25 protein-coding genes are annotated in these 23,504 nt (G+C 68.2%); 14 read left to right on the forward strand and 11 right to left on the reverse strand.

Annotated elements, in window-relative coordinates:
* The first annotated feature begins 12 nt into the window (after window positions 1–12).
* Window positions 13–1,239: a choice-of-anchor P family protein gene (locus ACQPYM_RS05030; protein WP_433015530.1), complete on the forward strand. Its 1,227-nt coding sequence runs from the start codon at window positions 13–15 to the stop codon at window positions 1,237–1,239.
* Window positions 1,240–1,412: 173 nt separating this feature from the next.
* Here the strand turns inward: ACQPYM_RS05030 and dtd are convergent, their stop codons facing one another.
* Window positions 1,413–1,838, reverse strand: coding sequence for a D-aminoacyl-tRNA deacylase (gene dtd, locus ACQPYM_RS05035; protein ID WP_433015533.1), 426 nt, complete (start codon window positions 1,836–1,838; stop codon window positions 1,413–1,415).
* A gap of 93 nt (window positions 1,839–1,931) precedes the next feature.
* On the opposite strand from dtd, the gene ACQPYM_RS05040 reads away from it, so the two are divergent.
* Window positions 1,932–2,756 carry a 3-keto-5-aminohexanoate cleavage protein gene (locus ACQPYM_RS05040; RefSeq protein ID WP_433015536.1) on the forward strand — a complete coding sequence of 275 codons (825 nt, stop codon included), beginning with the start codon at window positions 1,932–1,934 and terminating at the stop codon, window positions 2,754–2,756.
* Here ACQPYM_RS05040 and ACQPYM_RS05045 read toward each other — a convergent pair.
* Together ACQPYM_RS05045 and ACQPYM_RS05050 are read right to left on the reverse strand one after the other, a co-directional pair.
* Window positions 2,699–3,151, reverse strand: coding sequence for a hypothetical protein (locus tag ACQPYM_RS05045; RefSeq protein WP_433015539.1), 453 nt, complete (start codon window positions 3,149–3,151; stop codon window positions 2,699–2,701). The two genes, ACQPYM_RS05040 and ACQPYM_RS05045, sit on opposite strands and share 58 nt — an antisense overlap.
* On the reverse strand, window positions 3,148–4,317 hold the full coding sequence (locus tag ACQPYM_RS05050) for a molybdopterin-dependent oxidoreductase (RefSeq protein WP_433015542.1): 1,170 nt from the start codon (window positions 4,315–4,317) through the stop codon (window positions 3,148–3,150). Before ACQPYM_RS05050 ends, ACQPYM_RS05045 begins: the two co-directional genes overlap by 4 nt.
* 198 nt (window positions 4,318–4,515) lie before the next feature.
* On the opposite strand from ACQPYM_RS05050, the gene ACQPYM_RS05055 reads away from it, so the two are divergent.
* On the forward strand, window positions 4,516–5,079 hold the full coding sequence (locus ACQPYM_RS05055; protein ID WP_433015545.1) for a hypothetical protein: 564 nt from the start codon (window positions 4,516–4,518) through the stop codon (window positions 5,077–5,079).
* Window positions 5,079–6,842, forward strand: coding sequence for a hypothetical protein (locus ACQPYM_RS05060; protein ID WP_433015548.1), 1,764 nt, complete (start codon window positions 5,079–5,081; stop codon window positions 6,840–6,842). Before ACQPYM_RS05055 ends, ACQPYM_RS05060 begins: the two co-directional genes overlap by 1 nt.
* A 34-nt stretch (window positions 6,843–6,876) precedes the next feature.
* On the opposite strand, the gene ACQPYM_RS05065 is transcribed toward ACQPYM_RS05060, so the two are convergent.
* Window positions 6,877–7,239: a DsrE family protein gene (locus ACQPYM_RS05065; RefSeq protein ID WP_433015551.1), complete on the reverse strand. Its 363-nt coding sequence runs from the start codon at window positions 7,237–7,239 to the stop codon at window positions 6,877–6,879.
* Window positions 7,240–7,401: 162 nt separating this feature from the next.
* Between ACQPYM_RS05065 and ACQPYM_RS05070 the strand changes: the two genes are divergently transcribed.
* A complete protein-coding gene (locus ACQPYM_RS05070) occupies window positions 7,402–7,896 on the forward strand; it encodes an FABP family protein (RefSeq protein ID WP_433015553.1) in 495 nt (164 codons plus the stop codon).
* Here the strand turns inward: ACQPYM_RS05070 and ACQPYM_RS05075 are convergent.
* Together ACQPYM_RS05075 and ACQPYM_RS05080 are read right to left on the reverse strand one after the other, a co-directional pair.
* Window positions 7,893–8,570, reverse strand: coding sequence for a response regulator (locus ACQPYM_RS05075; protein WP_433015556.1), 678 nt, complete (start codon window positions 8,568–8,570; stop codon window positions 7,893–7,895). The genes ACQPYM_RS05070 and ACQPYM_RS05075 overlap by 4 nt on opposite strands.
* Entirely contained in the window at window positions 8,563–9,819 is a 1,257-nt protein-coding gene (locus ACQPYM_RS05080; RefSeq protein ID WP_433015559.1) for a sensor histidine kinase, read from the reverse strand. Before ACQPYM_RS05080 ends, ACQPYM_RS05075 begins: the two co-directional genes overlap by 8 nt.
* 151 nt (window positions 9,820–9,970) lie before the next feature.
* Here ACQPYM_RS05080 and ACQPYM_RS05085 point away from each other — a divergent pair, with 151 nt between their 5' ends.
* The gene (locus ACQPYM_RS05085) at window positions 9,971–11,347 is read left to right on the forward strand and encodes a cation:dicarboxylate symporter family transporter (RefSeq protein WP_433015562.1); all 1,377 of its coding nucleotides are present in this window, start codon (window positions 9,971–9,973) and stop codon (window positions 11,345–11,347) included.
* A 71-nt stretch (window positions 11,348–11,418) separates the two neighbouring features.
* On the opposite strand, the gene ACQPYM_RS05090 is transcribed toward ACQPYM_RS05085, so the two are convergent.
* Window positions 11,419–12,243 (reverse strand): LLM class flavin-dependent oxidoreductase, encoded by an 825-nt coding sequence (locus ACQPYM_RS05090; protein ID WP_433015565.1) that lies wholly within the window; start codon window positions 12,241–12,243, stop codon window positions 11,419–11,421.
* Between the two features lie 108 nt (window positions 12,244–12,351).
* On the opposite strand from ACQPYM_RS05090, the gene ACQPYM_RS05095 reads away from it, so the two are divergent.
* The 5 genes from ACQPYM_RS05095 to ACQPYM_RS05115 all read left to right on the forward strand — a co-directional run bounded on the left by ACQPYM_RS05095 (window position 12,352) and on the right by ACQPYM_RS05115 (window position 16,133).
* A complete protein-coding gene (locus ACQPYM_RS05095; protein WP_433015568.1) occupies window positions 12,352–13,410 on the forward strand; it encodes a YgfZ/GcvT domain-containing protein in 1,059 nt (352 codons plus the stop codon).
* A 58-nt stretch (window positions 13,411–13,468) separates the two neighbouring features.
* Entirely contained in the window at window positions 13,469–14,470 is a 1,002-nt protein-coding gene (locus ACQPYM_RS05100) for an asparaginase (protein ID WP_433015571.1), read from the forward strand.
* Between the two features lie 152 nt (window positions 14,471–14,622).
* On the forward strand, window positions 14,623–15,126 hold the full coding sequence (locus ACQPYM_RS05105; RefSeq protein WP_433015574.1) for a helix-turn-helix domain-containing protein: 504 nt from the start codon (window positions 14,623–14,625) through the stop codon (window positions 15,124–15,126).
* A 32-nt stretch (window positions 15,127–15,158) separates the two neighbouring features.
* A complete protein-coding gene (locus ACQPYM_RS05110) occupies window positions 15,159–15,692 on the forward strand; it encodes a hypothetical protein (protein WP_433015577.1) in 534 nt (177 codons plus the stop codon).
* Window positions 15,693–15,782: 90 nt separating this feature from the next.
* Entirely contained in the window at window positions 15,783–16,133 is a 351-nt protein-coding gene (locus ACQPYM_RS05115; protein WP_433015580.1) for a DUF2516 family protein, read from the forward strand.
* A 9-nt stretch (window positions 16,134–16,142) separates the two neighbouring features.
* On the opposite strand, the gene ACQPYM_RS05120 is transcribed toward ACQPYM_RS05115, so the two are convergent.
* A complete protein-coding gene (locus ACQPYM_RS05120) occupies window positions 16,143–16,952 on the reverse strand; it encodes a L,D-transpeptidase family protein (RefSeq protein WP_433015583.1) in 810 nt (269 codons plus the stop codon).
* Between the two features lie 162 nt (window positions 16,953–17,114).
* On the opposite strand from ACQPYM_RS05120, the gene ACQPYM_RS05125 reads away from it, so the two are divergent.
* Window positions 17,115–17,573, forward strand: a complete 459-nt coding sequence (locus tag ACQPYM_RS05125; protein ID WP_433015586.1) for a macro domain-containing protein — start codon at window positions 17,115–17,117, stop codon at window positions 17,571–17,573.
* Window positions 17,574–17,633: 60 nt separating this feature from the next.
* Here ACQPYM_RS05125 and ACQPYM_RS05130 read toward each other — a convergent pair whose 3' ends face one another.
* Window positions 17,634–18,218, reverse strand: coding sequence for a L,D-transpeptidase (locus ACQPYM_RS05130; protein WP_433015589.1), 585 nt, complete (start codon window positions 18,216–18,218; stop codon window positions 17,634–17,636).
* A 129-nt stretch (window positions 18,219–18,347) separates the two neighbouring features.
* On the reverse strand, window positions 18,348–20,210 hold the full coding sequence (typA, locus tag ACQPYM_RS05135; RefSeq protein ID WP_433015592.1) for a translational GTPase TypA: 1,863 nt from the start codon (window positions 20,208–20,210) through the stop codon (window positions 18,348–18,350).
* Window positions 20,211–20,481: 271 nt separating this feature from the next.
* Between typA and ACQPYM_RS05140 the strand changes: the two genes are divergently transcribed.
* Window positions 20,482–21,117: a TetR/AcrR family transcriptional regulator gene (locus ACQPYM_RS05140; protein WP_433015595.1), complete on the forward strand. Its 636-nt coding sequence runs from the start codon at window positions 20,482–20,484 to the stop codon at window positions 21,115–21,117.
* A gap of 548 nt (window positions 21,118–21,665) precedes the next feature.
* Here the strand turns inward: ACQPYM_RS05140 and ACQPYM_RS05145 are convergent.
* Window positions 21,666–22,415: an SDR family NAD(P)-dependent oxidoreductase gene (locus ACQPYM_RS05145; RefSeq protein WP_433015598.1), complete on the reverse strand. Its 750-nt coding sequence runs from the start codon at window positions 22,413–22,415 to the stop codon at window positions 21,666–21,668.
* A 92-nt stretch (window positions 22,416–22,507) separates the two neighbouring features.
* Here ACQPYM_RS05145 and ACQPYM_RS05150 point away from each other — a divergent pair, with 92 nt between their 5' ends.
* Window positions 22,508–23,458, forward strand: a complete 951-nt coding sequence (locus tag ACQPYM_RS05150; RefSeq protein ID WP_433015601.1) for a hypothetical protein — start codon at window positions 22,508–22,510, stop codon at window positions 23,456–23,458.
* The last annotated feature ends 46 nt before the right edge of the window (window positions 23,459–23,504 follow it).

Genomic DNA, 23,504 nt, shown 5'->3' on the forward strand with positions numbered 1-23,504 from the left:
GGAGGAGGGGTCATGAGACCCCGCATTGGATACAAGAAGCTCGCTGCCGTCGGAGTTGCGGCGGTTGTCGGCGTAGCTTCCACGATCGCGCTGACCTCGGGCTCGGCGTCCGCCGCGCCGGTGTTCGGCTACAGCGGTTACGCGTTCGGTACCGACGTGCAGGCCGGCATCGCGGGCAGCGGCCCGACGGTCGTCAGCCAGTTCAGCTGCACCACCAAGCCGAACTCGTCGGACCGCAACGACCTGGCCACCGCGAACGTGAACAACCAGGCGATCGCCCAGACCGTCACCACCGACACGTACTCGTTCAACGACGCGCGTGGCAACGGCGTGACCAGCAACGCGACCGCGGCCGACATCCGCGTCGGCGGGCTGGTGCACCTCGTCGGTGCGAAGACCACCACCACGTCGGTCTACAAGAACGGCCAGCTTTCCTACACCGGCAACACCACCTTCGCCGCGGTCCGGATCGGTGGCGTGAACGTTCCGTCGCTGCTGAAGCCGAGCCCGAACTTCAAGGTCGCCATCCCGGGCCTGGGGTACATGGTGCTGAACCGTGTCGGTGGCGTGAAGACCAGCGCCGGCATCTACTCGTACTCGCAGGCGGTCGTGCTGCACGCGACCGTGAAGAACCGCTACATCCCTGAAGGCGTTGACGTCGCGGTCCTGAAGACCCGCGCCGAGATCACCAAGCCGGCCACGGCCATGGTCATCGGTGACGCCTACGGTTCGACGGTCAAGGTCGACAAGCTCGTGAAGTCGGGCAAGACCGCCTACCAGGCCACCTGCCAGGGCACGGAAGGCAAGACCGTCCGCAACGCCACCGCCGAGCTGGTCGTCCCGAACGTCGCCTACGTGGGTGCGGTCTACACCACGAAGAACGGCTACATGGGCACCGAGAAGTCGGCGATCAAGTTCACCTCGCACATCGCGGGTGTGCGGGTCGGCAACCTGCGGATCGGTGCCATCGAGTCGGCCGCGTCCGCGTGGAAGACCAAGGACGGCAAGGTCGGCCTGGACCACTCCTCCAGCGTTGCCTCGATCAAGGTCGGCAACAAGACCTACCCGGTCGCGACCGGCCCGAACGCAGTACTGGACATCCCCGGTGTCGCCAAGCTGACCTTCAACCAGGTCGTGCGTCAGAGCCGGTACGTGTCCGTCAACGCCCTGGTGATCGACGTCTACAGCCTGAACACCAAGGTTGTCCTCGGCCACTCGGCCGCCGGTGTGATCGGCTGATCCAGCCATCACTCCCTCACCTCGCTGAGCCGAACCTCACCGATTCAGCCAGGTAGCTCCAGGACCCCCGGGTCCGGATCCTCGAGATCCGGCGCCGGGGGTTCTGTCGTCCCACCGCTAATGCGTCCGCAGAACCCGGAGGGACGGGTGCCGCAGCTCTTCGGAGGGTGCGGTCAGGCGTCGAGGATCAGGGTGACCGGGCCGTCGTTGGTGAGGGCAACGGACATGTCGGCGCCGAAGCGGCCGCGTTCGACCTTGGCGCCGAGGGCTTCCAGTGCGACGCAGAACGCGTCGTACAGAGGTTCGGAGACCGGGCCGGGAGCGGCGGCGCTCCAGGACGGGCGGCGGCCCTTGCGGGTGTCGGCGTACAGGGTGAACTGGCTGATGGCGAGGATCGGGGCCTGTTCGTCGGCGCAGGACCGCTCGTCGCGGAGGATCCGCAACGTCCAGATCTTCGCGGCCAGGGCGGCCGCCTGCTCGGCGGTGTCGTCATGGGTGACCCCCAGCAGGACCACCAGACCGGGCTGGTCGATCGCGCCGACCACCTCGCCCTCGACGGTGACGGACGCCTGGCTGACTCGCTGTACGACTGCTCTCATGTCACCATCCTGCCGTGCGGGAGATTGTCCGGTCAGCGAGGTGCTGGACCGGCAAATGTCCCGTTTCCAGCGCCGATCTGGCACGATTCGTTCATGACGTCGACGTTGATCACTGTTGCTCCCACCGGCGCCGAGACCGCGAAGGCGGACTGTCCGGCCCTGCCCACCACGCTCGAGGAGCTGGTGGAGACCGCGAAACGCTGCGAGGCCGCCGGGGCCGCGATGATCCACATCCACATCCGGGACGCCGAGCACCGGCCGACCCTGGACCTCGGCCGGCTGACCGAGACGGTGGCCGCGGTCCGGGAGAACACCGCGCTGATCGTCCAGTTGTCCACCGGCGGTGCCGTGACGGATCTGTTCGAGCACCGGCTGCGCGTCCTCGACGCCGCGCCGGACTCCTGCTCGCTGACGATGGGCACCGTCAATTTCGGCGACGACGTTTTCATGAACCCCTGGCCGTTCGTCACCGAGCTGTACCAGCTCAGCCAGGAGCGCGAGGTGGTGCCGGAGTTCGAGCTGTTCGACCTGGGTCACGTCGCGGCGCTGAACCGGCTGCTCGACAAGTTCGGCCTCCCGTACGGCGGCAAGGTCCACTGCGACCTGGTGATGGGCGTCCCCGGCGGCATGCCCGGTACGCCGGACGCGCTGGTTGCCGCGGTCAACGGCCTTCCCGCCGGCGTGACGTCCTGGTCGGCGACAGGCGTCGGCCGTACGACGCTGCCGGTGGCGCTGGCCGCGCTGTCGAAGGGCGGACACCTCCGGGTCGGGATGGAAGACACCCTGACGCTGGCCAAGGGACAGCCGGTGACGCACAACGCCGAACTGGTCGAGCGCGCCGCGACGCTCGCCACCCTCGCTCAGCGCCCGCCGATGTCCCCCGACGAGGCCCGCGACCTCCTCAACATCAAGCGCTGACCGGCAATCACCACCAGTACGCCGGTGGCCACAATAGTGGCCTCCAGCAACAACCAGTCCCGCAGGTAGTCGCGGGGCAAGACCGTCGGGTTGACTCCTTTCCCTTGCCTGATGAGCAAGGGAATCGCGATCAAGGTCGTCACCCCGACGTACAGCCCGGTCGCGCGAACGGCATTGATTGTGCGGTGACGACCGGGGCCTGTTGACCAACGAGCAAGCACCCACCCGGCCGCCAGCGTCAGCGGAACCAGTACAAAGTCATCCACCAGGACGGCGCCCCCGAGCCACAACGGCAACCGCACCAATGCGTCAACGCTCAACGCCCCCACCAGCAACCACAAACCCCACAACCCAACCCCAACGCCGAGAACACCGAACAGAATCCGGGCTTTCATGTCAGGACCTCCAGACGGTGGACCCATTTGGTTTGCAGGACTCCGGGGCGGTTGGGAGCGATTAGTCGGGTGGGATAGCCGTGGTCGAGGTCGAGGGTGGTGCCGTTGAGGCGGAGGGCCAGCAGGGTGAGTGGGTCTTCGGCGTACTGGGGTGGGAGCTCGCTGGTGGCGTAGAAGCCGCCCTTCTCCATCGACACAACCCGGAGGCGCGATCCCTCCGGTGCGCCGCAGAGTCGCAGCAGGTCGCGGACCCGGATGCCCTCCCAGTGAGCGCCCTGACTCCAGCCTTCGACGCACGCGATCGGTAGCTGTGACCGGCTCTGCGGCAGTGCGCGGAGTTCGTCGAGTGAATAGGAGAGCTGGACCGGACCGCTCACGGTGAGGCGCCAGTCGTCGCCGACGGCAACTACGCCGGCATCCCTGGCGGTGCGGTTGACGGGGAGGCCTTGCGGACCGACGTTCGGCTTGCGTGGGGCCAGTACTGCGACCGGCCCGAGCGCCGGGACCGACTGGCCGATCGAGGTGATCCCGACCAGTGCGCTCGCGCCGGCCACGGTACGGAACAGCCCGCGCCGGGTCAGCCCGGTGATTGCTGGAGGCAACGAATCGGCGGGCGGCGGTACCGGCGTACGGTCGGCCGGGGTTCGGCGCCAGTGGGCGGTGATGAGGGGGAGCTTGACCGCCAGGTGGACGAGCAGGGCGCCGATGATGATCCAGGCGAGTGCGTAGTGGGTTTCCTTGAAGGGGAACGGCCAGGGATACCACTGCAGCGTGTTGAGGAAGCCGATGAAGAGTTCGAGAGCCAGGGCCGAGACCAGGACCAGGATCGAGGCGCGTTCGAGGATCGTGGTCAGCGCCTGCCGGCTCGGCGGCCAGGGGAGTTTGGCGAACAGCTTCGGGTAGACGGTCCAGAGCTTCGCCAGCAGGAGCGGTACCGAGACGAGCCCGCTGAGGACATGGAGTCCCTGCGTCACGCGGTACAGGGAAGCCGGGCGGCTCGGGATCACGAGCCAGCCCGGCGTGGCTTGCTGGAAATGACTGAACAAACCGGTCAGGAAGCAGATCGTGATCGCCACGGCCAGCCACCGCCCGAGCACGGTGGCCACGCGCGGATGATGCAACGGCGACGGGAACGACTCCTCCGTCGGAGCCTGCGGCAGCTTCATACCTCTCATCACAGCCGACAATTCCGCCGCCGTCGGCCCGCTCCCGCTTAACGCTCACGAACGCCTCCCGGTACGCCGTCCGCGCCCCTTACGGCTCCCGTACAACCCCGGGGATCCACAGGCTGACCCCTTGCGTCCGAGCATGATGCGACCCACAACGCTTAGGCTGGGCAGGTTCGAGTGAGAGGAGTGGGACAGGTGAGGACGCAGCAGCGGTCGTCGGATGACGACGAGCGCGCTCTGGCCGACCTCGCGGAGGTGTCCGACTGGAAGCGGGTCTGGGGTCCGCCCGAGACCGGTCTGGACGCGATCCGTGCCCTGGTGTCGCGGGTCACCGCCGCCACCGGCTGGCGTCCCTGGGCTCCTGGCAACATCGACCCGAACCGCTACACCTGGGGGCTCGTCACGCCGCGCGAGACGGTGATGCTGGTGCTCCCCGACGCCGTACTCCCGGACAGCCCGCGCAGTGGGTGGTCGGCGTACGAGATCGGTCCGGACGAGATCGGCGACGCCGAGGACGGCCTCGACGACCACTGGCCGGACCAGCTGGAGCTCGCCCGCCGGCACTGGGGGCAGCCGGTCTTCGTCGGACCGGGCGACGACCCGCGGATCCCGCTGGAGTGGCGCGGCCGACGGCGTCATCTGGCAGTCTGGCTGCGACCCGGCGCCGAGCTGCACCTGTACGCGACCCAACCCGAGGCAGGCCCGGTGGCAGCCAGTGCCGGCTTCGGGTACTCCGTCTACGCGAGCGAGGTGGCCTGATGGCGTCGATCGAAGAGGACATGCTCCGGGACATGTACCGGATCGTCCGGATGATCACGTCCAAGCTGAGCCGCCGGCGGAACTCCCGGAAAGCCCAGCGGATGCGCAACCCGGAGACGCGGGACAGTGCGGCGCTCGAGGAGCTGCGGGAGCTCATCGGGGAAATGATGGACGAGCGCCGGAACAACCCGGAGTTCGCCCGGGCCGTCGACGGCCTGTCCGAGGACCAGCGGTCCGCGCTGTTCGAGGCTGAGGCGCGGAAGGTCCAGGAGAACCGGGACCGGCTGGACAACGACCCGAACCTGACGCCGGAGGAGCTCGACCGCGAGCGCGAGGCGGAGGTGGAGCGCGCCCGCGACGGTAACGACAACGGGATCGACGACAACCGTGATCGCTCCGTGCAGACCGGTGAGATCGTCGAGGAGCGGCGCGATCCCGATCGCGACGGCCAGGACAATGCTGTGCAGGATCGCCAGGCCGCCCAGGAGGCGGGAGACGCCGCGGACAAGGCCAAGCAGCAGGAAGAACAGCGGCGCGACGAGAAGCGTAAGACGGAGGAAGCTCGCGGAGGCGATGTGGCTCCGGCCGTCGCTGCTGCTGGGGCGACGGCTGTTGTTGCTGACGAGGTGCTTGACGAGGTCCAGGAGCGGCGCCAGGAGGAGCAGGCGGCCGAGGACCAGCAGCGGGACGAGGCCGAGGTACAGAACGACGGTACAGCGCCCGCGGAGATCGACACGGACGAGAACGCCGTCGATGCGGCCGACCCCCAGGAGCCGGCGCAGCTGATCGAGGAGAACAACGCCGATCAGCCCAGCCTCGACCAGGACGGCCTGGACCAGGACAGCCTGGATCAGGACGGGGTGGACCAGGACCGCCTGGATCAGGACGGGGTGGGCCAGGACGGGGTCGAGCAGCCCGGGGTGGATCGGGACGGCCTCGACCAGGATGGCTTGGACCAGGATGGGGTCGGGCAGGACGGGCTGGAGCAGCCTGGGGTGGACCGGGACGGCCTCGACCCGGACGGGTTGGATCAGGACGGGTTGGATCAGGACGGGCTGGATCAGGACGGCGTCGACCAGGTCCGGCAGGACGGGTTGGAGCAGCCTGGGGTGGACCGGGACGGGCTCGACCCGGACGGGCTGGATCAGGACGGCCTCGACCAGGACGGGGTCCGGCAGGACGGGCTGGATCAGGACGGGCAGCAGCCTGGGGTGGATCAGGACGGGCTGGATCAGGAAGGGCTGGACCAGGACGGGCAGCAGACCGGGGTGGATCAGGACGGGGTGGAGCAGGGGGAGCGGCGGGTCGAGCAGGTTGATCAGGGGGTGGCTGGGCCTCAGCCTGGGTTCCCGACTGGGGGTGACCAGGTGGCGGCCTCCGAAGAGGAGGAGCGGAACACCGAGGAGCGCCCGGATCAGGTCCAGCAGACCAGCGTGGACGGGCCGGAGGCTGACGGGCGGGGTGCGTCGGTCGAGCCGGATGCTGTCGAGAAGACGCTCAGCGCCGCTCGCGAGCAGCAAGGCGCCAACCAGACCGACCGGATCGATCAGAACGGTCAGCGGCCGGGCATGTCCCAGGCCGAGATCGACAAGTTGCGCGACTTCCAGCAGGGCGACCACGCTCCCGCTGCCGAGGCGACCCGACAGCGCACCGGCGAACCGGTCGGCGCCGGAGTCGGCGGCAAGAACGCAGGCGCCCGAGCAGCCGAACTCCGCACAGACCGAGGCCCCAGCCGAGACGGCGGCCGCGGAATGGGCGAATAACCACCAACAAGCCCGCGAGCGGCGTACAGAAAGATCAGTAAACGATCGCCTGTGCGTCTGGGGCCAGGATTTCTTCCGTGAAGGCTGGGGCGCCGGCTATGCGGGTGCCTGGGAGTAGGTCAGGTTCGGTGAGGTCTCGGCGTTTGGCGCATTGGGTGCAGACCGTCAGTTGACCTCCGGCTAGTACTGCGGCCAGTAGGTCCGGTAGGGGTGCCGCGTGGGGGAGCACCAACTGCTCGGCCCGCCCCGGTACGGCGAACCACACCGCGTCTCCGGTCAGCCAGAGGGAGACCTGGGCGCCGGAGGCGACTGCCGTCGCGGCTACTGTCATCGCCTGGTTGGCGCGCTCGGGTTCGTCGGCTCCTGCGGTCAGTTTGATCACCAGCGTGCGGGACATCACGCCACCGTAGCTCAGAGCGCCGTGCCGATCCCCTAGACTGACCAACGTGCTACACGTCATCTTCACGACCCTGCTGGTGCTCGTCACCGTGTTCATGGGCTGGTTCTCGGCGTACGTCGTCTACCGGCTGCTCCGCGGCCGTACCGCGAACTGAACCCGATGGCGTTCGAGATCTCGCAGGACCTGCACCCCGACCTGATGCCGCTCGCCTGGCTGCTCGGCCGGTGGGAGGGTCGCGGGCACGGGGACTACCCGACGATCGAGAAGTTCGAGTTCGGCCAGCAGATCGACTTCAGCCACAACGGCAAGCCGTTCCTGCACTACGTCAGCCAGACCTTCGTGGTCGGCGAGGACGGCAAGCGGGAGCGTCCGCTGGCGATGGAGACCGGGTTCTGGCGGCCCAAGCCGGACAACAAGCTCGAGGTGGTGCTCGCGCACCCGACCGGCTTCGCGGAGGTCTGGTACGGCGAGACCGACGGCGCCAAGATCGAGATGCGCACGGACGTGGTGGCTCGCACCGCCACGGCCAAGGAGGTCGCCGCCGGCCACCGCCTCTACGGCCTGGTCAAGGGCGAACTGATGTGGGCCTACGACATGGCCGCCGAAGGCCTCCCGCTCCAGCCGCACCTCTGGGCAACCCTGATCCGCGCCTAACTCTCCGAAACCCAGCAGTACTCGACCTTCGGTCGCCCGCTCCGCCCGTCGTAGCGCTGTGTGCGCAACGCCTGGCCCTGGTCGGCCAGATGTTCGAGATAGCGCCGAGCCGTGATCCGCGACGTACCAAGTGACGCCGCGACCTCCTCAGCGGTCCACCCCTCGCGATTGCCGAGCAGCTGCACGACCCGATCCAGTACCGAGCCGGCCAGCCCTTTCGGCACCGACGAAACAGTTGCCGGATGCAACAATCGGTCGACCTCGTCCTGATCCGCGACGACCTGCCCGGCCTCCGCCGCCCGACGCTGCCGCGCATACGCAGTGAGCCGATCCCTCAACGTTTCAAAGGCAAACGGCTTCAGCACATACTGCACGACCCCGATCCGGGAAGCCGCCTGTACTGCGGCGACTTCCCGCGCAGCCGTCACGGCAACCACATCAGTTTGGTTGCCAGCGGCACGCATTCGCCGGACGACATCGAGTCCGTGACCGTCGGGCAGGTTCATGTCCAGCAAAACGAGATCGATCTGCTCCTGGCTGAGTACGTGCAATGCGCGGGCCGCAGTACCGGCAAGGCCGACGCAGACGAACCCGGGCAACCGGTCGACGTACACGCGATGCGCTTCGGCGGCGACCGGATCGTCCTCGACGACCAGCACGCGCAGGTCAAGCACCGGCACTCACCGCCCGCGGCAACCGCACCCGGACAGTCAACGCCGGTACGTCGTCCAGCTCGGAATCCGGATCGACCATCAACGTCCCCTGCCAGCGCTCGACCGTACTGCGCACCAGCACCAGCCCCAACCCATGACCAGGCTCGGCCTTCGTCGTCCAGCCACGATCGAACATCCGGGCCAGTTCGGTGGCGCCCAGCTCGGCACCGGTGTTGGTCACCGCCAGGTCGATGTACTCCATACTCGCAGCCGCCCTCAGTTCGACCCGTCGCGGCGCACTCCCGCCGCGTGCGGCCTCGATCGCATTGTCCAGCAGATTGCCGACCACCGTGACGATGTCCTGCGCGGGCAACCGGGTGTGCAGCGCCTCGGAGCCGAGCTCGAGCGTGAGCAGCACGCCACGCTCCTGGGCCTGCGCGAGCTTGGCAAGCAGCAGCGATGCGAGCACCGGGTCGCCGACGGTGCCGACGACGCGATCGGTCATCGCCTGGGCCAGCTGCAGTTCCGAGACAGCGAACTCCCGGGCGCGTTCGGGCCGGCCGATCTCGATCAGGCTGACGACCGTGTGCAGCCGGTTCGAGGCCTCGTGGTTCTGCGCCTGGAGCGACTCGGCCAGGCTGCGGATCGCGTCGAGCTCGCCCAGCAGCGCCTGCAACTGCGTGTGGTCCCGCAGCGTGACGATCCGGCCGGAACGCGCCGGTTGCTGGTTGACCACGACGACACCGTGAGCACCCAGGTGCAGTTCGTCGTACGCCGTCCGTCCGGTGCGCAGGAGGCTGGACAAGGTGGCCGGCAGCTCGAGGTCGTCAACCGTCGAGTCGGGCGCGAGACTGTCCAGACCGAGCAGCCGGCGGGCCTCGTCGTTGACCAGTTGAACGCGTCCGTCCGAGTCCATCAACAGCAGGCCTTCGCGCGCCGCCCGCAGTACGCCCTCGTAGAAGTCGAGCATCCAGGCAAGCTCCTGGGTGCCCATGCCGCGGGTCGTGTGCCGGACCCGCCAGCTGACCAGCGCGTTGCCTGCGATCGCGACACCGAGCACGAGGCTGGCGACGCCGAGCATGGAACGCAGCTCCAGATCGATCAGGTCCTGCCAGCCAGGCGGCGCGATCCCGGCCGCGGCGGCGTCCCGGTCGGCCTGTGTGCGGCTGCGGGACAGCAGCACGATCCAGATCAGCACGATCATCACCAGCACCGTGGCGGTCTGCAGCCAGAACACCTGGCGGCGCAGTTCCCACGGTCGGCGCGTCATGCCGACATTGTGCACACCAGTGCCGCCAGTGGCATGCCCCAGGCGGGCGGGAAGATTCCATCGCGAACGATATGAACGAAATGCGCTGTTCGCCTGTGCGTCACGTCACAGTTACTGACAACCCCGCCCGCCGGCCGATCAGGAGTCCCCCATGGCGAGCCCGACCACACCCCGCCCCACGCCGGTCCGCAACGACCGGACCCACTTCCTCTACATCGCCGTCATCGTCGCCGTCCTGCTCGGCATCGGCGTCGGTTTCATCTTCCCGGACTTCGCGACCGAGCTGAAACCGCTCGGCACCGGGTTCGTCAACCTGATCAAGATGATGATCAGCCCGATCATCTTCTGCACGCTGGTGCTCGGCATCGGCTCGGTCCGGCAGGCCGCGAGTGTCGGCAAGGTCGGCGGTCTCGCCCTCGGCTACTTCCTGGTGATGTCGACGGTCGCACTCGCCATCGGTCTGGTCGTCGGCAACCTGGTCCAGCCCGGTTCCGGCCTGAACCTGACCGACAATCTGCGGGAGACCGGCCAGAAGCAGGCCGCCGGCGGGCACGAGAGCACCACCGACTTCCTGCTCGGCATCATCCCGAAGACGCTGGTCTCCGCCCTCACCGAGGGCCAGGTGCTGCAGACCGTGTTCGTCGCGCTGCTGGTCGGCTTCGCGCTGCAGGCGATGGGCCGGACGGGTCAGCCGATCCTGAACGGCATCGGGCACATCCAGCGGCTCGCCTTCAAGATCCTGGCGATGATCATGTGGGTCGCGCCGATCGGTGCCTTCGGTGCGATCGCCGCGGTCGTCGGCGCCACCGGCTGGGACGCCCTGGTCAGCCTGGGCAAGATCATGCTGGCCTTCTACATCACCTGTGCGCTGTTCGTCCTGGTGGTGCTCGGCACGATCCTCAAGGTCGTCACCGGGATGTCGATCTTCCAACTGCTCAGGTACCTGGGCCGTGAGTTCCTGCTGATCGTCTCGACCTCGTCGTCGGAGACCGCGCTGCCGCGACTGATCGGCAAGATGGAACACCTCGGCGTGGACAAGTCCGTGGTCGGTATCACCGTCCCGACCGGCTACTCGTTCAACCTGGACGGTACGGCGATCTACCTGACGATGGCGTCGCTGTTCATCGCCGAGGCGATGGACCAGCCGTTCTCGCTCGGTCAGCAGATCTCCCTGCTGGTGTTCATGATCGTCGCCTCGAAGGGTGCCGCCGGAGTCACCGGCGCCGGCCTGGCGACGCTAGCCGGCGGGCTGCAGTCGCACCGGCCCGACCTGGTCGACGGCGTCGGCCTGATCGTCGGCATCGACCGGTTCATGTCCGAGGCGCGGGCGCTGACCAACTTCGCCGGCAACGCGGTTGCCACCGTGCTGGTCGGCCACTGGACCGGCGGGTTCGACAAGGAACAGGCCCGCCAGGTCTTCGCCGGTGAGGACCCGTTCGACGAGGCGGCCTTCGCGGCCGGCGACACCCATGCGGGCGACCTGCCGGCGGTCACTGAGCGGCCCCGGGATCCGGACCCCGTCCACTAGACCATCTGACCCACCCCTCCACGCTGCCTGTCAGTTCCCGATCCGTCCGGGGCTGGCAGGCAGCGTGCTGTCTACCGGCCGTCGAGCAGCTCGACCACTGGCGCCAGGTCGTCCAGGTAGTCAGCGTTGATGGTGATGTACGACGCGCCGAACTCGTCTCGCCGGCGCTGCAGCTCATCGGCCATCTCCCACGGGCTTCCGCGCAACAGCATCAGGGTGCCGCTCTTCTCGAGCTCATCGGGGGTCGCCCCGGTCGCCTGCCTGGTCCACGGCGGCAGCTCCGCAGTACCGGCTGCGAAGAGGTTCATCGCCAGCTCGATGTCGTCTGCTCGTGAGCCTGCCAGCTCGCGCAGTTCCTGGGTGAGCTGCCGGAACTCCTCACGCGGGGTAAGTGCGGGCATGGCCAGCGAGACGATGTCGGCCCGGGCCGCCGCCAGCGCGAGGCTGCGGGGTCCGCCGGCCGCGAGCATGATCGGCGTGTGCTGGTTGCCGTCGAGCTTCTGCAGGTGGTTCAGCGTCTCCCGCACCTGGTAGCGGCGCTCCTTGGCCGACCCGAACGGCAGCCCCAGCTCAGTGGCCTGCTGCTCCACCTGCGGACGGCCGGTGCCGATACCGAAGTCGAACCGGCCGTTGGTGAGTACGGACAGCGTGTGTGCGTCCCAGGCGGCGGCCCGCGGCTTCCGCAGCGGCGCGGCCGCGACGAACGTGCCGACGCGAAGGTCGGCCGTCATCGCGGCCACCGCGAGGGAGGGGAAGGGCGACAGCAACTGCAGCCCGTCCGGCATCAACACCGACTTGTACCCACGGTCGGCGGCCCGGCGTACGGTCTGCTGCCACGCCTCGACGCCGCGGTCCGGACTGCCCACCACCCCGAAGCGGAATGCTCTTTTCGTCATCGTCCCTGCTCCTCTCGATTTGATGCTTCCAGCGTCGCTAGGGGCGGTGTTGTCCACATCCCACGGCAGGAGGCAGTCGCCGTACGCCGGGGGACGTACTCTGGTGACATGTCACTGACGCGCAGCCCGCTCCTGGATCTTCCGGCGGCCGTGGAGGCGGACGGCCTGGACGCCGGGGTTGCCGCGCACTACGGCTCCGACCTGCGCGAGCAGCGAGCACTGGCCGCGGGCAAGGGGTTCGTCGACCTCTCGCACCGCGACGTCGTCACCGTCACCGGCCCCGACCGGCTCACCTGGCTGCACGCGCTCACCAGCCAGTACTTCGAAGGGCTGCGGCCGGGCACGTCGACCACGGCGCTGCTGCTGTCCCCGACCGGGCACGTCGAGCACGCGATGTACGGCGTCGACGACGGCGAAACCTTCTGGCTGCACACCGAACCAGGCGCCGCCGCGGCGCTGGTCGAGTGGCTCCAGAAGATGGTCTTCATGTCCCGCGTCGAAATCACCGACGTCACCACGGACTACGCCATCATCTGGCGCCCAGGCCCGCCGCCCGCCTCCAGTCCCGCTCCGGCCCCCGGCGCCGCTCCCTCCTCCTCTTCCGCACCAGCGGCGCAGCCGCTGGTGCGATCCGGGGCTGATTCGCTCGGCGGCCATGAGTTGTTCCTGCCCCGCGGCGAGCTTCAGGCGTTCGCCGAGCAGGCTGGTCCTGCGGCTGGTGTTTGGGCTTATGAGGCTCTCCGGATCGAGGCGGGCGCGCCCCGGCTCGGGCTCGACACCGACGCGCGAGCCATCCCGAACGAACTCGGCTGGCTGGGCGTCGGCGTCCATCTCGACAAGGGCTGCTACCGCGGCCAGGAGACCGTCGCGCGCGTCCACAACCTCGGTCGCCCCCCGCGCCGCCTCGTCCGGCTGCACCTGGACGGCTCAGTCGACCACCTGCCCGCGCACGGGTACGCAGTACGGGTCGGTGAGAAGCAGGTCGGGTTCATCGGTTCGGCGGCGCGCCACCACGAGTACGGACCGATCGCGCTCGCGCTGATCAAGCGCAACGTGGACCCGGCCGCCGTCCTCGAGGTCGTCGCCGAGGACCAGCCGACGGTCACCGCGACCCAGGAGTTGCTCGTCGACCCCGAGGTGGGCCTGCACGTCCGCGCCCGGCTGTGAGCCGAATCATCTCCAACGTGGGTTTTTGCTCCTGACCTCTGCGCCGTACAGTTCAGCCGTGACCGAACCTGTGATCCTGGCCGACGTCGTCCGCAGCGGATTCGTCGAGGGCCATCACCGCGGCTCCGTGGTGGTGACCGCACCCGACGGCTCCGTCGAGTGGTCGGCCGGTGTGATCGACCAGCCGATGTTCCCGCGCTCGTCGAACAAGCCGATGCAGGCCCTCGGCATGCTCCGTAGCGGCCTGGAGCTGGACGGCGAACTGCTCGCGCTCGCGGGGGCCTCGCACTCGGGCGAGGAGTTCCACCTGACCGGCGTACGGCGGATCCTGGCCGGCGCCGGGCTGGACGAGTCGGCGCTGCGGACGCCACCGGCGTACCCGATCGACGAGCAGGCGCGCGACGAGTGGGTCCGGGCCGGGCACGGGCTCGACCCCATCACGATGAACTGTTCCGGCAAGCACGCCGCGATGATCGCGACCTGCGTGGTCAACGACTGGCCGTTCCACGACGACGCCCGGGCCAAGAGCCCCGACGGCGTCTGGGGCCGCGACGACTACCGCTCGCCCGAGCACCCGCTGCAGCAGGCGATCCGCACCGCCGTCGAGGACACGGCCGCCGAAAAGGTCTCGTACGTCGCCGTCGACGGCTGTGGCGCCCCCATCCTCGCCATCACCCTCTCGGGCCTGGCCCGATCCTTCGGGTACTTCGCCGCGGCCGCTTCGGACACCCTGGAAGGCCGGATAGCGAACGCCTTCCGCGATTACCCGGAGTACGCCAGCGGGAGTAGGCGCGACGAAACCGCGCTGATGAAGGCCGTCCCCGGCCTCTTCTGCAAGGCCGGCGCCGAGAGCGTCTACGCCGTCGGCCTGGCCGACGGCCGAGGCATCGCCGTGAAGATCGACGACGGTACGCCGCGCGCTCGCGCGGTAGTGATGGCCGCGACGCTCCGCAAGCTCGGCCTCGACCACGAGATCCTCGACCAGCAGCAGCACTCCCCGCTCTACGGCGGCGGAATCCAAGTCGGCTCCGTCCAGCCCCACACCCCAGCCTTCAGCTGACCCAGCCCCACTTTGTGCATGAGCTGAGCGGATCTCGGCGGCCAGAACGCTCGCGCGGTGCACAAAGTCTGCCCTCGGGTGATTGCTCTGTGTGAGGGGGTTCACGTGGTGGCTGCTTGCAATTGCAAGCAGACTGCTAGCAGGATGGGGTCATGGCCAAGTTGAGTGATCGAGCCGCTGGTGCGGTTGGTTCGGTGGGGGAGTACCTCGCCGAGCAGCGCCGGCATGCGCAGCTGTCGTTGCGGCAGCTATCCGATCTGGCCGGTGTGTCGAACCCGTACCTCAGCCAGATCGAGCGTGGCCTGCGGAAGCCGTCGGCCGATGTGTTGCAGCAGCTCGCGAAGGCGCTGCGGATCTCCGCCGAGACGCTCTACGTGCGGGCCGGCATCCTCGATCCGGACGACGGCGAGGACGGCACGCGGCGTACGCCCGGAGTGGTGGACGCGGTCCTGCTCGACCCCGCGCTGAACGAGCGGCAGAAGCGCGTTCTGCTCGACGTGTACGCCTCCTTCGTCCGGGAGAACGACGACCCGGCGCCCGCACCCGAGGCCGCGCCGGAAGAGGCTGCGCCGCAAGAGGCCGGGCCGCAAGCGGCGCAGGCAAAGAAGCCCGCCGCGGCCAAGAAGACCCCTGCAAGAAAACGCACCACCCAGTAGACCCCGCTGAAAACCTCACGAGGAGACGCCTGATGGCAACCCGTACCCCCGTCACGCCCCTGTACGCGATCGCCGGCGCCGGCGACCTGGCCGTGGAGAAGTTCCGCGCGGTCAGCGACGACGTCACCACCCGGTTCGCGAAGCTGGACCAGAAGGCGCTGCAGTCCACCCTGCAGACCGAGCTGACCAAGCGTCAGGTCGAGCTGAGCAAGCGCCTCGAGGTGCTCGCCGCCAACGCCAAGACCGTGCCGGCCACGCTGCGTGAGCTGCCGTCGGTCGCGCAGGCCGGGCTGACCACCGTGCTCGGCCAGGCCGAGGAGACCTACGCCGACCTGGCCGCCCGCGGTGAGGAGATCGTCACCCGGATCCGCAGCCAGAAGGCCACCGAGGACCTGGTCACCCAGGCCAAGACCACGGTGAGCAAGGCGAAGGCCACCCGGACCACCGCGAAGAAGACCGCCGACACCGCGAGCCGCAACGTGAAGGCGACCGCGACCAGCGCCCGCAAGACCGCGAAGACCGCGTCGAAGGCCGCCACCGACGCCGCCGCCAAGGTCGGCGACTGACAGTAGTTCGACCGCTCTGCCGAGTGCGGGTGGCCGCGATCTGAGCTTTTCCGGATCGTCGGCCACCCGTGCCTGCGTTAGGCTCGTCGCATGCTCGCACTCGCCACGTTCCAGAACCTGTTCCCCGGGTTCGGTGATCCCATCGGTGTCATCTGGTGGGTGCTGCTCGGTCTCAAGCTGGTCGCCCTCGCCGACGCGATGTTCCGGCCGCGTGCCGTCTTCGTCGCCGCCGACAAACTGACCAAGCCGGGCTGGGTGCTGATCCTCGCCACCTTCTCGCTGTCCCAGATCTTCCAGCACTGGCTCAGCTTCTTCGGCCTGATCGGGATCGTCGCCGCCGGTGTCTACCTGGTGGACGCCCGTCCCGCGCTCCGGGCGGCTTCCGGCCGGGGCCGCGGCGGCTGGGGAATCCGCCGCCGCCGGGGCCCGCGTCCGCTCTAGCTTCTCGTACTACGAGCGGTAGACGATCACCTTGTCGCCGACCTTCACCTCGTCGAAGAGGACCTTGATCTTCGCCAGGTCGCGGATGTTGGCACAGCCGTGGGAGGCGCCGTTGTACCCACGGGCGGCGAAGTCCGACGAGTAGTGCACGGCCTGGCCGCCGCTGAAGAACATCGCGTACGGCATCGGTGAGTCGTACAGCTTCGAGACGTGGTTGCGGCTCTTCCAGCCGACGGTGAAGCCGCCTTCGCGGGTCGCGGTCTTCTGGGCGCCGAACCGGACGTCCATCTGCATCTTCACGACACCGTCCACCACGTAGCGCAGCTTGCGGGAGGTCTTGTCGATGCAGAGTGCGACGCCGGTCGCGCAGCGCGGGTCGAGCTTCTTGCCGTCGACCACCGGCGCCGGCGGGTAGAGCTCGACCTGGGTCGGCTCCTTGGTGGCCGCGGTCAGCTTGGTCCAGGTGAACTCGTCGACGTACCCGAGCGGCGGAATGCCCTTGGACGTCTGGAACTTCTTCACCGCCGACCGGGTCATCGTGCCGAACGAGTCGTCCAGCCACTTCTTGTCGAGCAGCTTGAGCTGGATCAGCCGCGCCTCGACCTTCCGGACGGCCACCCCACTGGAACCGTTGCTCCACAGCGCCTTCGGGTAGATCGGCAACTCACCACTGACCTCGAACTGGACCGGCTGCGCTTCCGTAGTACCAGCCCTGTACTCCGGTGCCGCCGACGCGGTGAGCGTAGTACCGGCCAGCGCGGCCACCACCACGGCCGCCAGCCCATTGCGAACAACCAGCGCACTACGAATCCAGCGCATCGGAAACCCCTCGAGTCGATCCGTCCCACCACTGGTGAGACGCCCTCACAGATCATTTGGTTGGCATCAGGCGGACGCCGGCACCGGGCCGTAACTCGGTAACCGCCCAACCTTAAGCTATTCCGCAGGGAAATCGAGCTGTCGACGGCTGACATCACGACAGTGCCGGCCGACGCGATCGTGAACGCGGCCCACCACGCACTGCGCGGTGGCGGCGGCGTCGACGGCGCCATCCACCGGGCCGGCGGACCGGCAGTCCTGGCCGACTGCATCGAGCGCTACCCGAACGGCGTACCGACCGGCGAGGCCGGCTGGACGACAGCGGGAGATCTGCCCGCGCAGTACGTGATCCACGTGGTGGGGCCGAACTACACCGCTGGGCAGCGAGATCCGGCGTTGCTCGAGTCCTGCTACCGCAATGCCTTGCGGTTGGCGGACGAACTTGAAGTCACCACGCTGACATGTCCTGCCGTGTCTGCGGGGATCTATGGCTGGCCGAAGGAGTCGGCGGCTGAGATCGCCGTCCGGACGATGCGGGAGACGGACACCGGTGTCGCCCGGGTGATGTTCTGTCTGGTCGAACCGCGGCTGTACAAGGTGTTCTCGCAGGCGCTCGGGTAGAACGCACAACAGCGGCCGGTTCCCGGAGGAAACGGCCGCTGCTGGAGAAGAGCGTTGGGGTCAGGCGTTGTAGACCAGGACCTTGTCGCCGATCTTGACCTTGCTGAAGATCCAGGCGACCTTCTTCTTGTCGCGCATGTTGGTGCAGCCGTGCGAGGAGCCGTTGTAGCCGCGGGCCTTGAAGTCCGGCGAGTAGTGCACGGCCTGGCCACCGCTGTAGAACATCGCGTACGGCATCGGCGTCTTGTAGATCGACGAGACGTGGTTCTTGGACTTGCGGTAGACCTTGAAGGTGCCCTCACGGCTCGGGGTCCGCCTGCCGCCGAAGCGGGCGTCACCCTCGGCGAGCAGCCGGCCGTTGACGATGAACATCACCTTGCGGGTCTTCTTGTTGATGCACAGGTATCGCCCGGTCATGCACTGCTTGGCGATGTGCCGGCGACCCGGCACCAAGACCGTCTTCTTCTTCGCCTTCTTCTTCTTGGTGACAGCTTGCGAGGCGACGACGGTCTTGGGCGCAACCTTCGGTGCCACCGCGGTCCGGCCGGCCGGCGCGGCCTGAGCCGGTGCCGTGGCGGTGAGAATGCCCACCCCCAGCATCGCGACCGCCGTGGTGGTGGCGCCGAGCTTACGCAGAATGCTCATGTCCTCTTCCTTCCCCCAACAGAGTTGCTTTCATGAATGAAGACGCACGAACCCGTCCCCTGGTTGGTAACGATCCGGAGCTTTCCCCCGCCGGATCGGCGTACCAGGTGAACGGGCTACGTGCAGGAATCAGGCTTTGTTCTTGCGGCCGAGCTTGGCGCGCTCGATCTGGGTCAGCGCCACCTTGCGGATCCGGATCGCGTCCGGGGTGACCTCGACGCACTCGTCCTCGCGGCAGAACTCCAGCGACTGCTCGAGCGACAGCTTGCGGGCCGGGACCAGCTTCTCGAACTCGTCCGCGTTCGACCGGACGTTGGTCATCTTCTTCTCACGGGTGATGTTCACGTCCATGTCGTCGGCGCGCGAGTTCTCGCCGACCACCATGCCCTCGTACACCTCGGTGCCGGGCTCGCAGAACATCGTGCCGCGCTCCTGCAGGTTCACCATCGCGTACGACGTGGTGACGCCGGTCCGGTCCGAGACCAGCGAACCCGACGGGCGGGTGCGTAGCTCGCCGAACCACGGCTCGTAGCCTTCGAAGACGTGGTGCGCGATACCGGTACCACGGGTGTCGGTGAGGAACTCGGTCCGGAAGCCGATCAGGCCACGGGCCGGCACCAGGAACTCCATCCGGACCCAGCCGGTGCCGTGGTTGGTCATCTGCTCCATCCGGCCCTTGCGGACCGCGAGCAGCTGGGTGACGGTCCCGAGGTACTCCTCCGGGCAGTCGATGGTCAGCCGCTCGACCGGCTCGTGCCGCTTGCCGTTGATCTCCTTGGTGACCACCTGCGGCTTGCCGACGGTCAGCTCGTAACCCTCGCGGCGCATCTGCTCGACCAGGATGGCCAGCGCCAGCTCGCCACGGCCCTGCACCTCCCAGGTGTCCGGACGCTCGGTCGGCAGCACCTTGATGGACACGTTGCCGATCAGCTCCCGGTCGAGCCGGTCCTTGACCAGGCGGGCGGTGACCTTGGTGCCCTTGGTCCGGCCGGCCAGCGGCGAGCTGTTGGTACCGATCGTCATCGAGATGGCCGGCTCGTCCACGGTGATGAACGGCAGCGCCTTCGGGTTCTCCGGGTCGGCCAGGGTGTCGCCGATCATGATCTCCGGGATCCCGGCGATCGCGACGATGTCACCCGGTCCGGCCGAGTCGCCCGGCACCCGCTCGAGCGCCTCGGTGATCAGCAGCTCGGTGATCTTGACCTTCTGGATGGTGCCGTCGTGCTTGCACCAGGCGACCTGGGAGCCCTTCTTCAGGGTGCCTTCGTGCACCCGGACCAGCGCGAGCCGGCCGAGGAACGGGGAGGCGTCCAGGTTGGTGACGTGCGCCTGCAGCGGCGCGCCCTCGGTGTACTCCGGGGCCGGCACGTTCGCCAGGATCGTCTCGAACAGCGGCTCGAGGTCCTCGGAGTCCGGCATGCCGCCGTCTTCCGGCTTGTTCAGCGAGGCGCGGCCGGCGCGGGCCGAGGCGTAGACGACCGGGAAGTCGAGGGCGCTCTGGTCGGCGTCGTGGTCGAGCAGGTCCAGGAAGAGTTCGTAGGTCTCGTCGACGACCTCGGCGATCCGCGCGTCCGGGCGGTCCACCTTGTTCACCACCAGGATCACCGGCATGTTGCGGGCCAGCGCCTTGCGCAGGACGAACCGGGTCTGCGGCAGCGGGCCCTCGGAAGCGTCCACCAGCAGGACGATCGCGTCGACCATCGACAGGCCGCGCTCGACCTCACCACCGAAGTCGGCGTGGCCGGGGGTGTCGATGATGTTCAGCGTCATCTGCTCGCCGTTGGCCATCTTGTGCCGGACGGCGGTGTTCTTGGCGAGGATCGTGATGCCCTTCTCACGCTCCAGGTCACCCGAGTCCATCGCTCGTTCGTCGACGTGCTGGTGGGCTCCGAAGGCACCGGACTGCCACAGCATCGCGTCGACCAGGGTGGTCTTCCCGTGGTCGACGTGGGCCACGATGGCCACGTTGCGCAGATCATTACGGAGGGGCATGCGGAAGCGCTCCAAGCAAGTCGGATTGAGGTCAGGCGGTGGCTACGGGAGGTCTACGTGCCACTCGAGACGCAGGGCGCAGCCATCTCATCCTACCGGTCACGGGGCGTCGCGACGAAACCGATGACCCTTTGACATTCATTCGCTGTACGTACAGTCTATATATGGGCGCCTGGGGAGGGGTCCAACCTCGGGGGACTGAGCCACCGGGGGCCGAGTGGCCGTGGGGGTGCACTCGGTCGCCGGAGGTTCCGGTCCGGAAAAGAGATCAGTGCCGCGATCGGCCAGCACGAACCGCGAGCTGCGGGAGAAGTCGCGCGAGCGCATCCTGGCGGCCGCTCTCGAAGTGTTCGCCGAGAAGGGCTACGAGGCCGCCTCGATCTCCGACGTGACCCAGCGGGCCGGGGTCTCCCGCGGCCTGGTCACCTACTACTTCGCCACCAAACTGTCCCTGGCCGCCGAGCTCCTAGACCGCTGGCTGGACGGCATCGGCGCCATCCTCGACCTCACCGGTACTGCGGACGAACGCCTGGCCGGCATCATCGACGGCACCCTGATGGCAGCTGCCTCGACCTTGCCGATCCAGCGCCTGGCCATCAGCCTGATGATGCAACCCACCACCCACCCGGTCTTCGCCGAGGTCGAGTCCGCCAAGTCCACCCGGGTAACCCAGATCGAGGACGCCATCCGCTCGATCTTCACCGAACGCGGCGCCGCCGACCCGGCCGTCGAAGAAATGTTGCTCAGAGCAACACTCGAGGGCGTCACGGTGAAGCTGGCGATCTACCCCGACACCTTCCCGGTCGAAGCAGTACGCCGCCGCCTGCACGCGTCGTACGGACTGCCGATCCCTACTACCCCGCTCCCGATCGCGTCCCCACCAGTAGACCGCCTCCGCGCCAGATGATCGCGGCATGCGGTCCCGCGCTCGTCAGGCGTGGATAAAAGCAACTCACAGATGATCAAGTTGTGTCCTACTTTGATCCATGGCTGAGTTGGTTCCGGAGCTGAAGGCTTGTCACCGCAGCCCGGTACTGCGGCCGGAGTTCGTGATGTTGGGCGGCAGGCCCGGACCTCCGCCACTCACAAACCTCCCGCTTCCACCCAGGAGCATGCCTCTGCACGCCTGGCCGGGTGCGTCGATTGAGGTTTGTGAGTGGCGGCGGTCCGGCCTAACGCGACGACCGCACCCTCGTATCCCAGTGATCAGTCGGTACAGCTCCTCGTCCCAGCCGATCGGGATGACGAAGACCCGGGCGAGCCGCCAAAGGGTCGAGGGCAGAGTGAGCATCGGTACTACGTGTGCCGCGCACTGCCCAGCGAGGAGGTGTCCGGCCGTCCCGTGGGTATAGCTGCGTCGCCTGCTGCTCAGTCCCCAGCGTCATGGGACCAGCATCGCGAGACGGCCGCGGCTAGCGCTTCACTCAGAGGAGGAATGCTGTCACCCTCCAGGCGCTACTGGACGCGGTGGACCTTGTGTTGGGCGGCTTGGGCTCGGGGGCGGACGGTGAGGCGGTCGATGTTGACGTGTTTGGGGCGGGTGGCTACCCAGGCGACGATGTCGGCGACGTCGTCGGAGGTGAGGGGTTCGGCGACGCCGGCGTACACGGCGTCGGCCTTGGCCTGGTCGCCGTCGAAGCGGGTCAGGGCGAAACCCTCGCTCTTCACCATGCCGGGGGCGATCTCGCAGACGCGGACGGGCTGGTCGAACAGTTCCAGCCGGAGGGTGTCGACGACCGCCTTCGCCGCGTGCTTGGCCGCGACGTACCCGCCACCGCCTTCGTAGGCGACCTGGCCGGCCGTCGAGCCCATCACGACGATCTGGCCCTCGGCGGCGATCAATGCCGGGAGCAACGACTTGGTGACGGCGGCGACGCCGATCACGTTCACCTCGAACATCTGCCGCCAAGCCTCCAGGTCGGCCTCCGCGACCGGCTCGAACCCGAACGCCCCACCGGCGTTGTTCAGCAGCAGATCAACCCGATCACCGACCGCCTCGGCCAGCGCGGCGACGTCCGAGGCCTTGGTGACGTCGCACTGCACCGCTCGCCCGTCGATCTCCTTGGCCAGCGCCTCGATCCGGTCCAGCCGCCGCGCGGCACAGACCACCTCGAACCCCTCCCGGGCAAGATGCCGGGCCGAAGCGGCCCCGATCCCACTACTGGCCCCAGTGACAACAGCAACCGGCCTCGATGCTCCGCTCATACCCGTAGTCTCCCAGTCCAGCTTGCCGACGTTGGGAACCAGTCCGCACAGTAGAACGTCTGGTGTTCGGGGAGCATGGCTGAGGGGGCGTTGTGGGGAAGCGTGAGCGCAAGCCGCAGGAAGCGTCCGGCCGTACGCCGGCGCCCGTCTTCTCGCCTGCGGTCCCGGAGAAGGCCCAAGCGCTCCTGACCAAGTATCCGGAAGTCCTGGTGCCGGCGAAGGCCCCCACGCCCCCGTCACGCAGCGGCCTGCGGAACGTGACCGGCGAGCTGGTGATGGGCATGGTTTTCACCAGCGTCCTGGCGGTCGCCGCGTGGTGGCTGCTGCGAGCGCTCCTGTCCGCCGCCTTGCCGGACGGCCTGGCGAGCTGGCTGGCCGGCGGGTTCGGAGTACTGGCGGGGCTCTTCCTGCTCGCGGGTTTCGGCGGATCGCTGCTGGAACCCGAGGAGAAGACAGGCGCCCGCGAGTGGCACGGCGAGTACATGTCTGCGGCGGACTGGGACGACGAAGCGGCCGCGCTGATGCTTCGTGCTCAGCACGCCGTTCGTACCGTCCAGGAGTCAGCGGTGAACGAGCGCGGCCTGCTCGACGCGGTGAAGAACGATGTGGTCCTGCCGGAACAGCTGTGGGATCTCGGTCGCGTGCTCGAGCAGGTGTCTGTCCTGCGCACCCAGCAGAAGAAGATCGGCGAAGGCCTCGCCGAGGCCCAGCTGGACCAGATCCTCGGGCCGCAAGGGCAGGCCTTGAAGCGGTCGGTGTCGGCGATGGAGGAGAAGGTGGGGAAGCTCGAGCGGTACGCCGAGCAGGTCCGCAACGCCGACGCCGTACTCCGTGCCGAGGCCGCCGTCGCGATCGCGTCCGCCGACACCGACCGGTACGTCGAGCTGCTCGCCAGCACCGAGGGTGCCGCGGACAGCGAACTGATCGAGGAGCTGAGCCGGGAGACCAAGGACGTGCACTCGGCGTTGACCGAAAGCCTCGCCGCAGCCCTCGATACCGGGCAGACCCTAGCCCTCCCAGCAGAGGCGGACCCGGGCGGATAGGGAGAAGTGCTGATTTCGGTCCGCGATGGCGGAGTTACGCTGGCCG

Source organism: Kribbella sp. CA-294648, from assembly GCF_050943845.1.
In the GTDB taxonomy this organism is placed as follows: domain Bacteria; phylum Actinomycetota; class Actinomycetes; order Propionibacteriales; family Kribbellaceae; genus Kribbella.

What these genes read in the sequence shown, in the direction of transcription:
- ACQPYM_RS05030 (WP_433015530.1), top strand. Translation starts at nt 13, where the DNA reads ATGAGACCCCGCATTGGATACAAGAAGCTCGCTGCCGTCGGAGTTGCG.
- dtd (WP_433015533.1), bottom strand. Translation starts at nt 1,838, where the DNA reads ATGAGAGCAGTCGTACAGCGAGTCAGCCAGGCGTCCGTCACCGTCGAG.
- ACQPYM_RS05040 (WP_433015536.1), top strand. Translation starts at nt 1,932, where the DNA reads ATGACGTCGACGTTGATCACTGTTGCTCCCACCGGCGCCGAGACCGCG.
- ACQPYM_RS05045 (WP_433015539.1), bottom strand. Translation starts at nt 3,151, where the DNA reads ATGAAAGCCCGGATTCTGTTCGGTGTTCTCGGCGTTGGGGTTGGGTTG.
- ACQPYM_RS05050 (WP_433015542.1), bottom strand. Translation starts at nt 4,317, where the DNA reads ATGAAGCTGCCGCAGGCTCCGACGGAGGAGTCGTTCCCGTCGCCGTTG.
- ACQPYM_RS05060 (WP_433015548.1), top strand. Translation starts at nt 5,079, where the DNA reads ATGGCGTCGATCGAAGAGGACATGCTCCGGGACATGTACCGGATCGTC.
- ACQPYM_RS05065 (WP_433015551.1), bottom strand. Translation starts at nt 7,239, where the DNA reads ATGTCCCGCACGCTGGTGATCAAACTGACCGCAGGAGCCGACGAACCC.
- ACQPYM_RS05070 (WP_433015553.1), top strand. Translation starts at nt 7,402, where the DNA reads ATGGCGTTCGAGATCTCGCAGGACCTGCACCCCGACCTGATGCCGCTC.
- ACQPYM_RS05080 (WP_433015559.1), bottom strand. Translation starts at nt 9,819, where the DNA reads ATGACGCGCCGACCGTGGGAACTGCGCCGCCAGGTGTTCTGGCTGCAG.
- ACQPYM_RS05085 (WP_433015562.1), top strand. Translation starts at nt 9,971, where the DNA reads ATGGCGAGCCCGACCACACCCCGCCCCACGCCGGTCCGCAACGACCGG.
- ACQPYM_RS05090 (WP_433015565.1), bottom strand. Translation starts at nt 12,243, where the DNA reads ATGACGAAAAGAGCATTCCGCTTCGGGGTGGTGGGCAGTCCGGACCGC.
- ACQPYM_RS05095 (WP_433015568.1), top strand. Translation starts at nt 12,352, where the DNA reads ATGTCACTGACGCGCAGCCCGCTCCTGGATCTTCCGGCGGCCGTGGAG.
- ACQPYM_RS05105 (WP_433015574.1), top strand. Translation starts at nt 14,623, where the DNA reads ATGGCCAAGTTGAGTGATCGAGCCGCTGGTGCGGTTGGTTCGGTGGGG.
- ACQPYM_RS05110 (WP_433015577.1), top strand. Translation starts at nt 15,159, where the DNA reads ATGGCAACCCGTACCCCCGTCACGCCCCTGTACGCGATCGCCGGCGCC.
- ACQPYM_RS05115 (WP_433015580.1), top strand. Translation starts at nt 15,783, where the DNA reads ATGCTCGCACTCGCCACGTTCCAGAACCTGTTCCCCGGGTTCGGTGAT.
- ACQPYM_RS05120 (WP_433015583.1), bottom strand. Translation starts at nt 16,952, where the DNA reads ATGCGCTGGATTCGTAGTGCGCTGGTTGTTCGCAATGGGCTGGCGGCC.
- ACQPYM_RS05130 (WP_433015589.1), bottom strand. Translation starts at nt 18,218, where the DNA reads ATGAGCATTCTGCGTAAGCTCGGCGCCACCACCACGGCGGTCGCGATG.
- typA (WP_433015592.1), bottom strand. Translation starts at nt 20,210, where the DNA reads ATGCCCCTCCGTAATGATCTGCGCAACGTGGCCATCGTGGCCCACGTC.
- ACQPYM_RS05145 (WP_433015598.1), bottom strand. Translation starts at nt 22,415, where the DNA reads ATGAGCGGAGCATCGAGGCCGGTTGCTGTTGTCACTGGGGCCAGTAGT.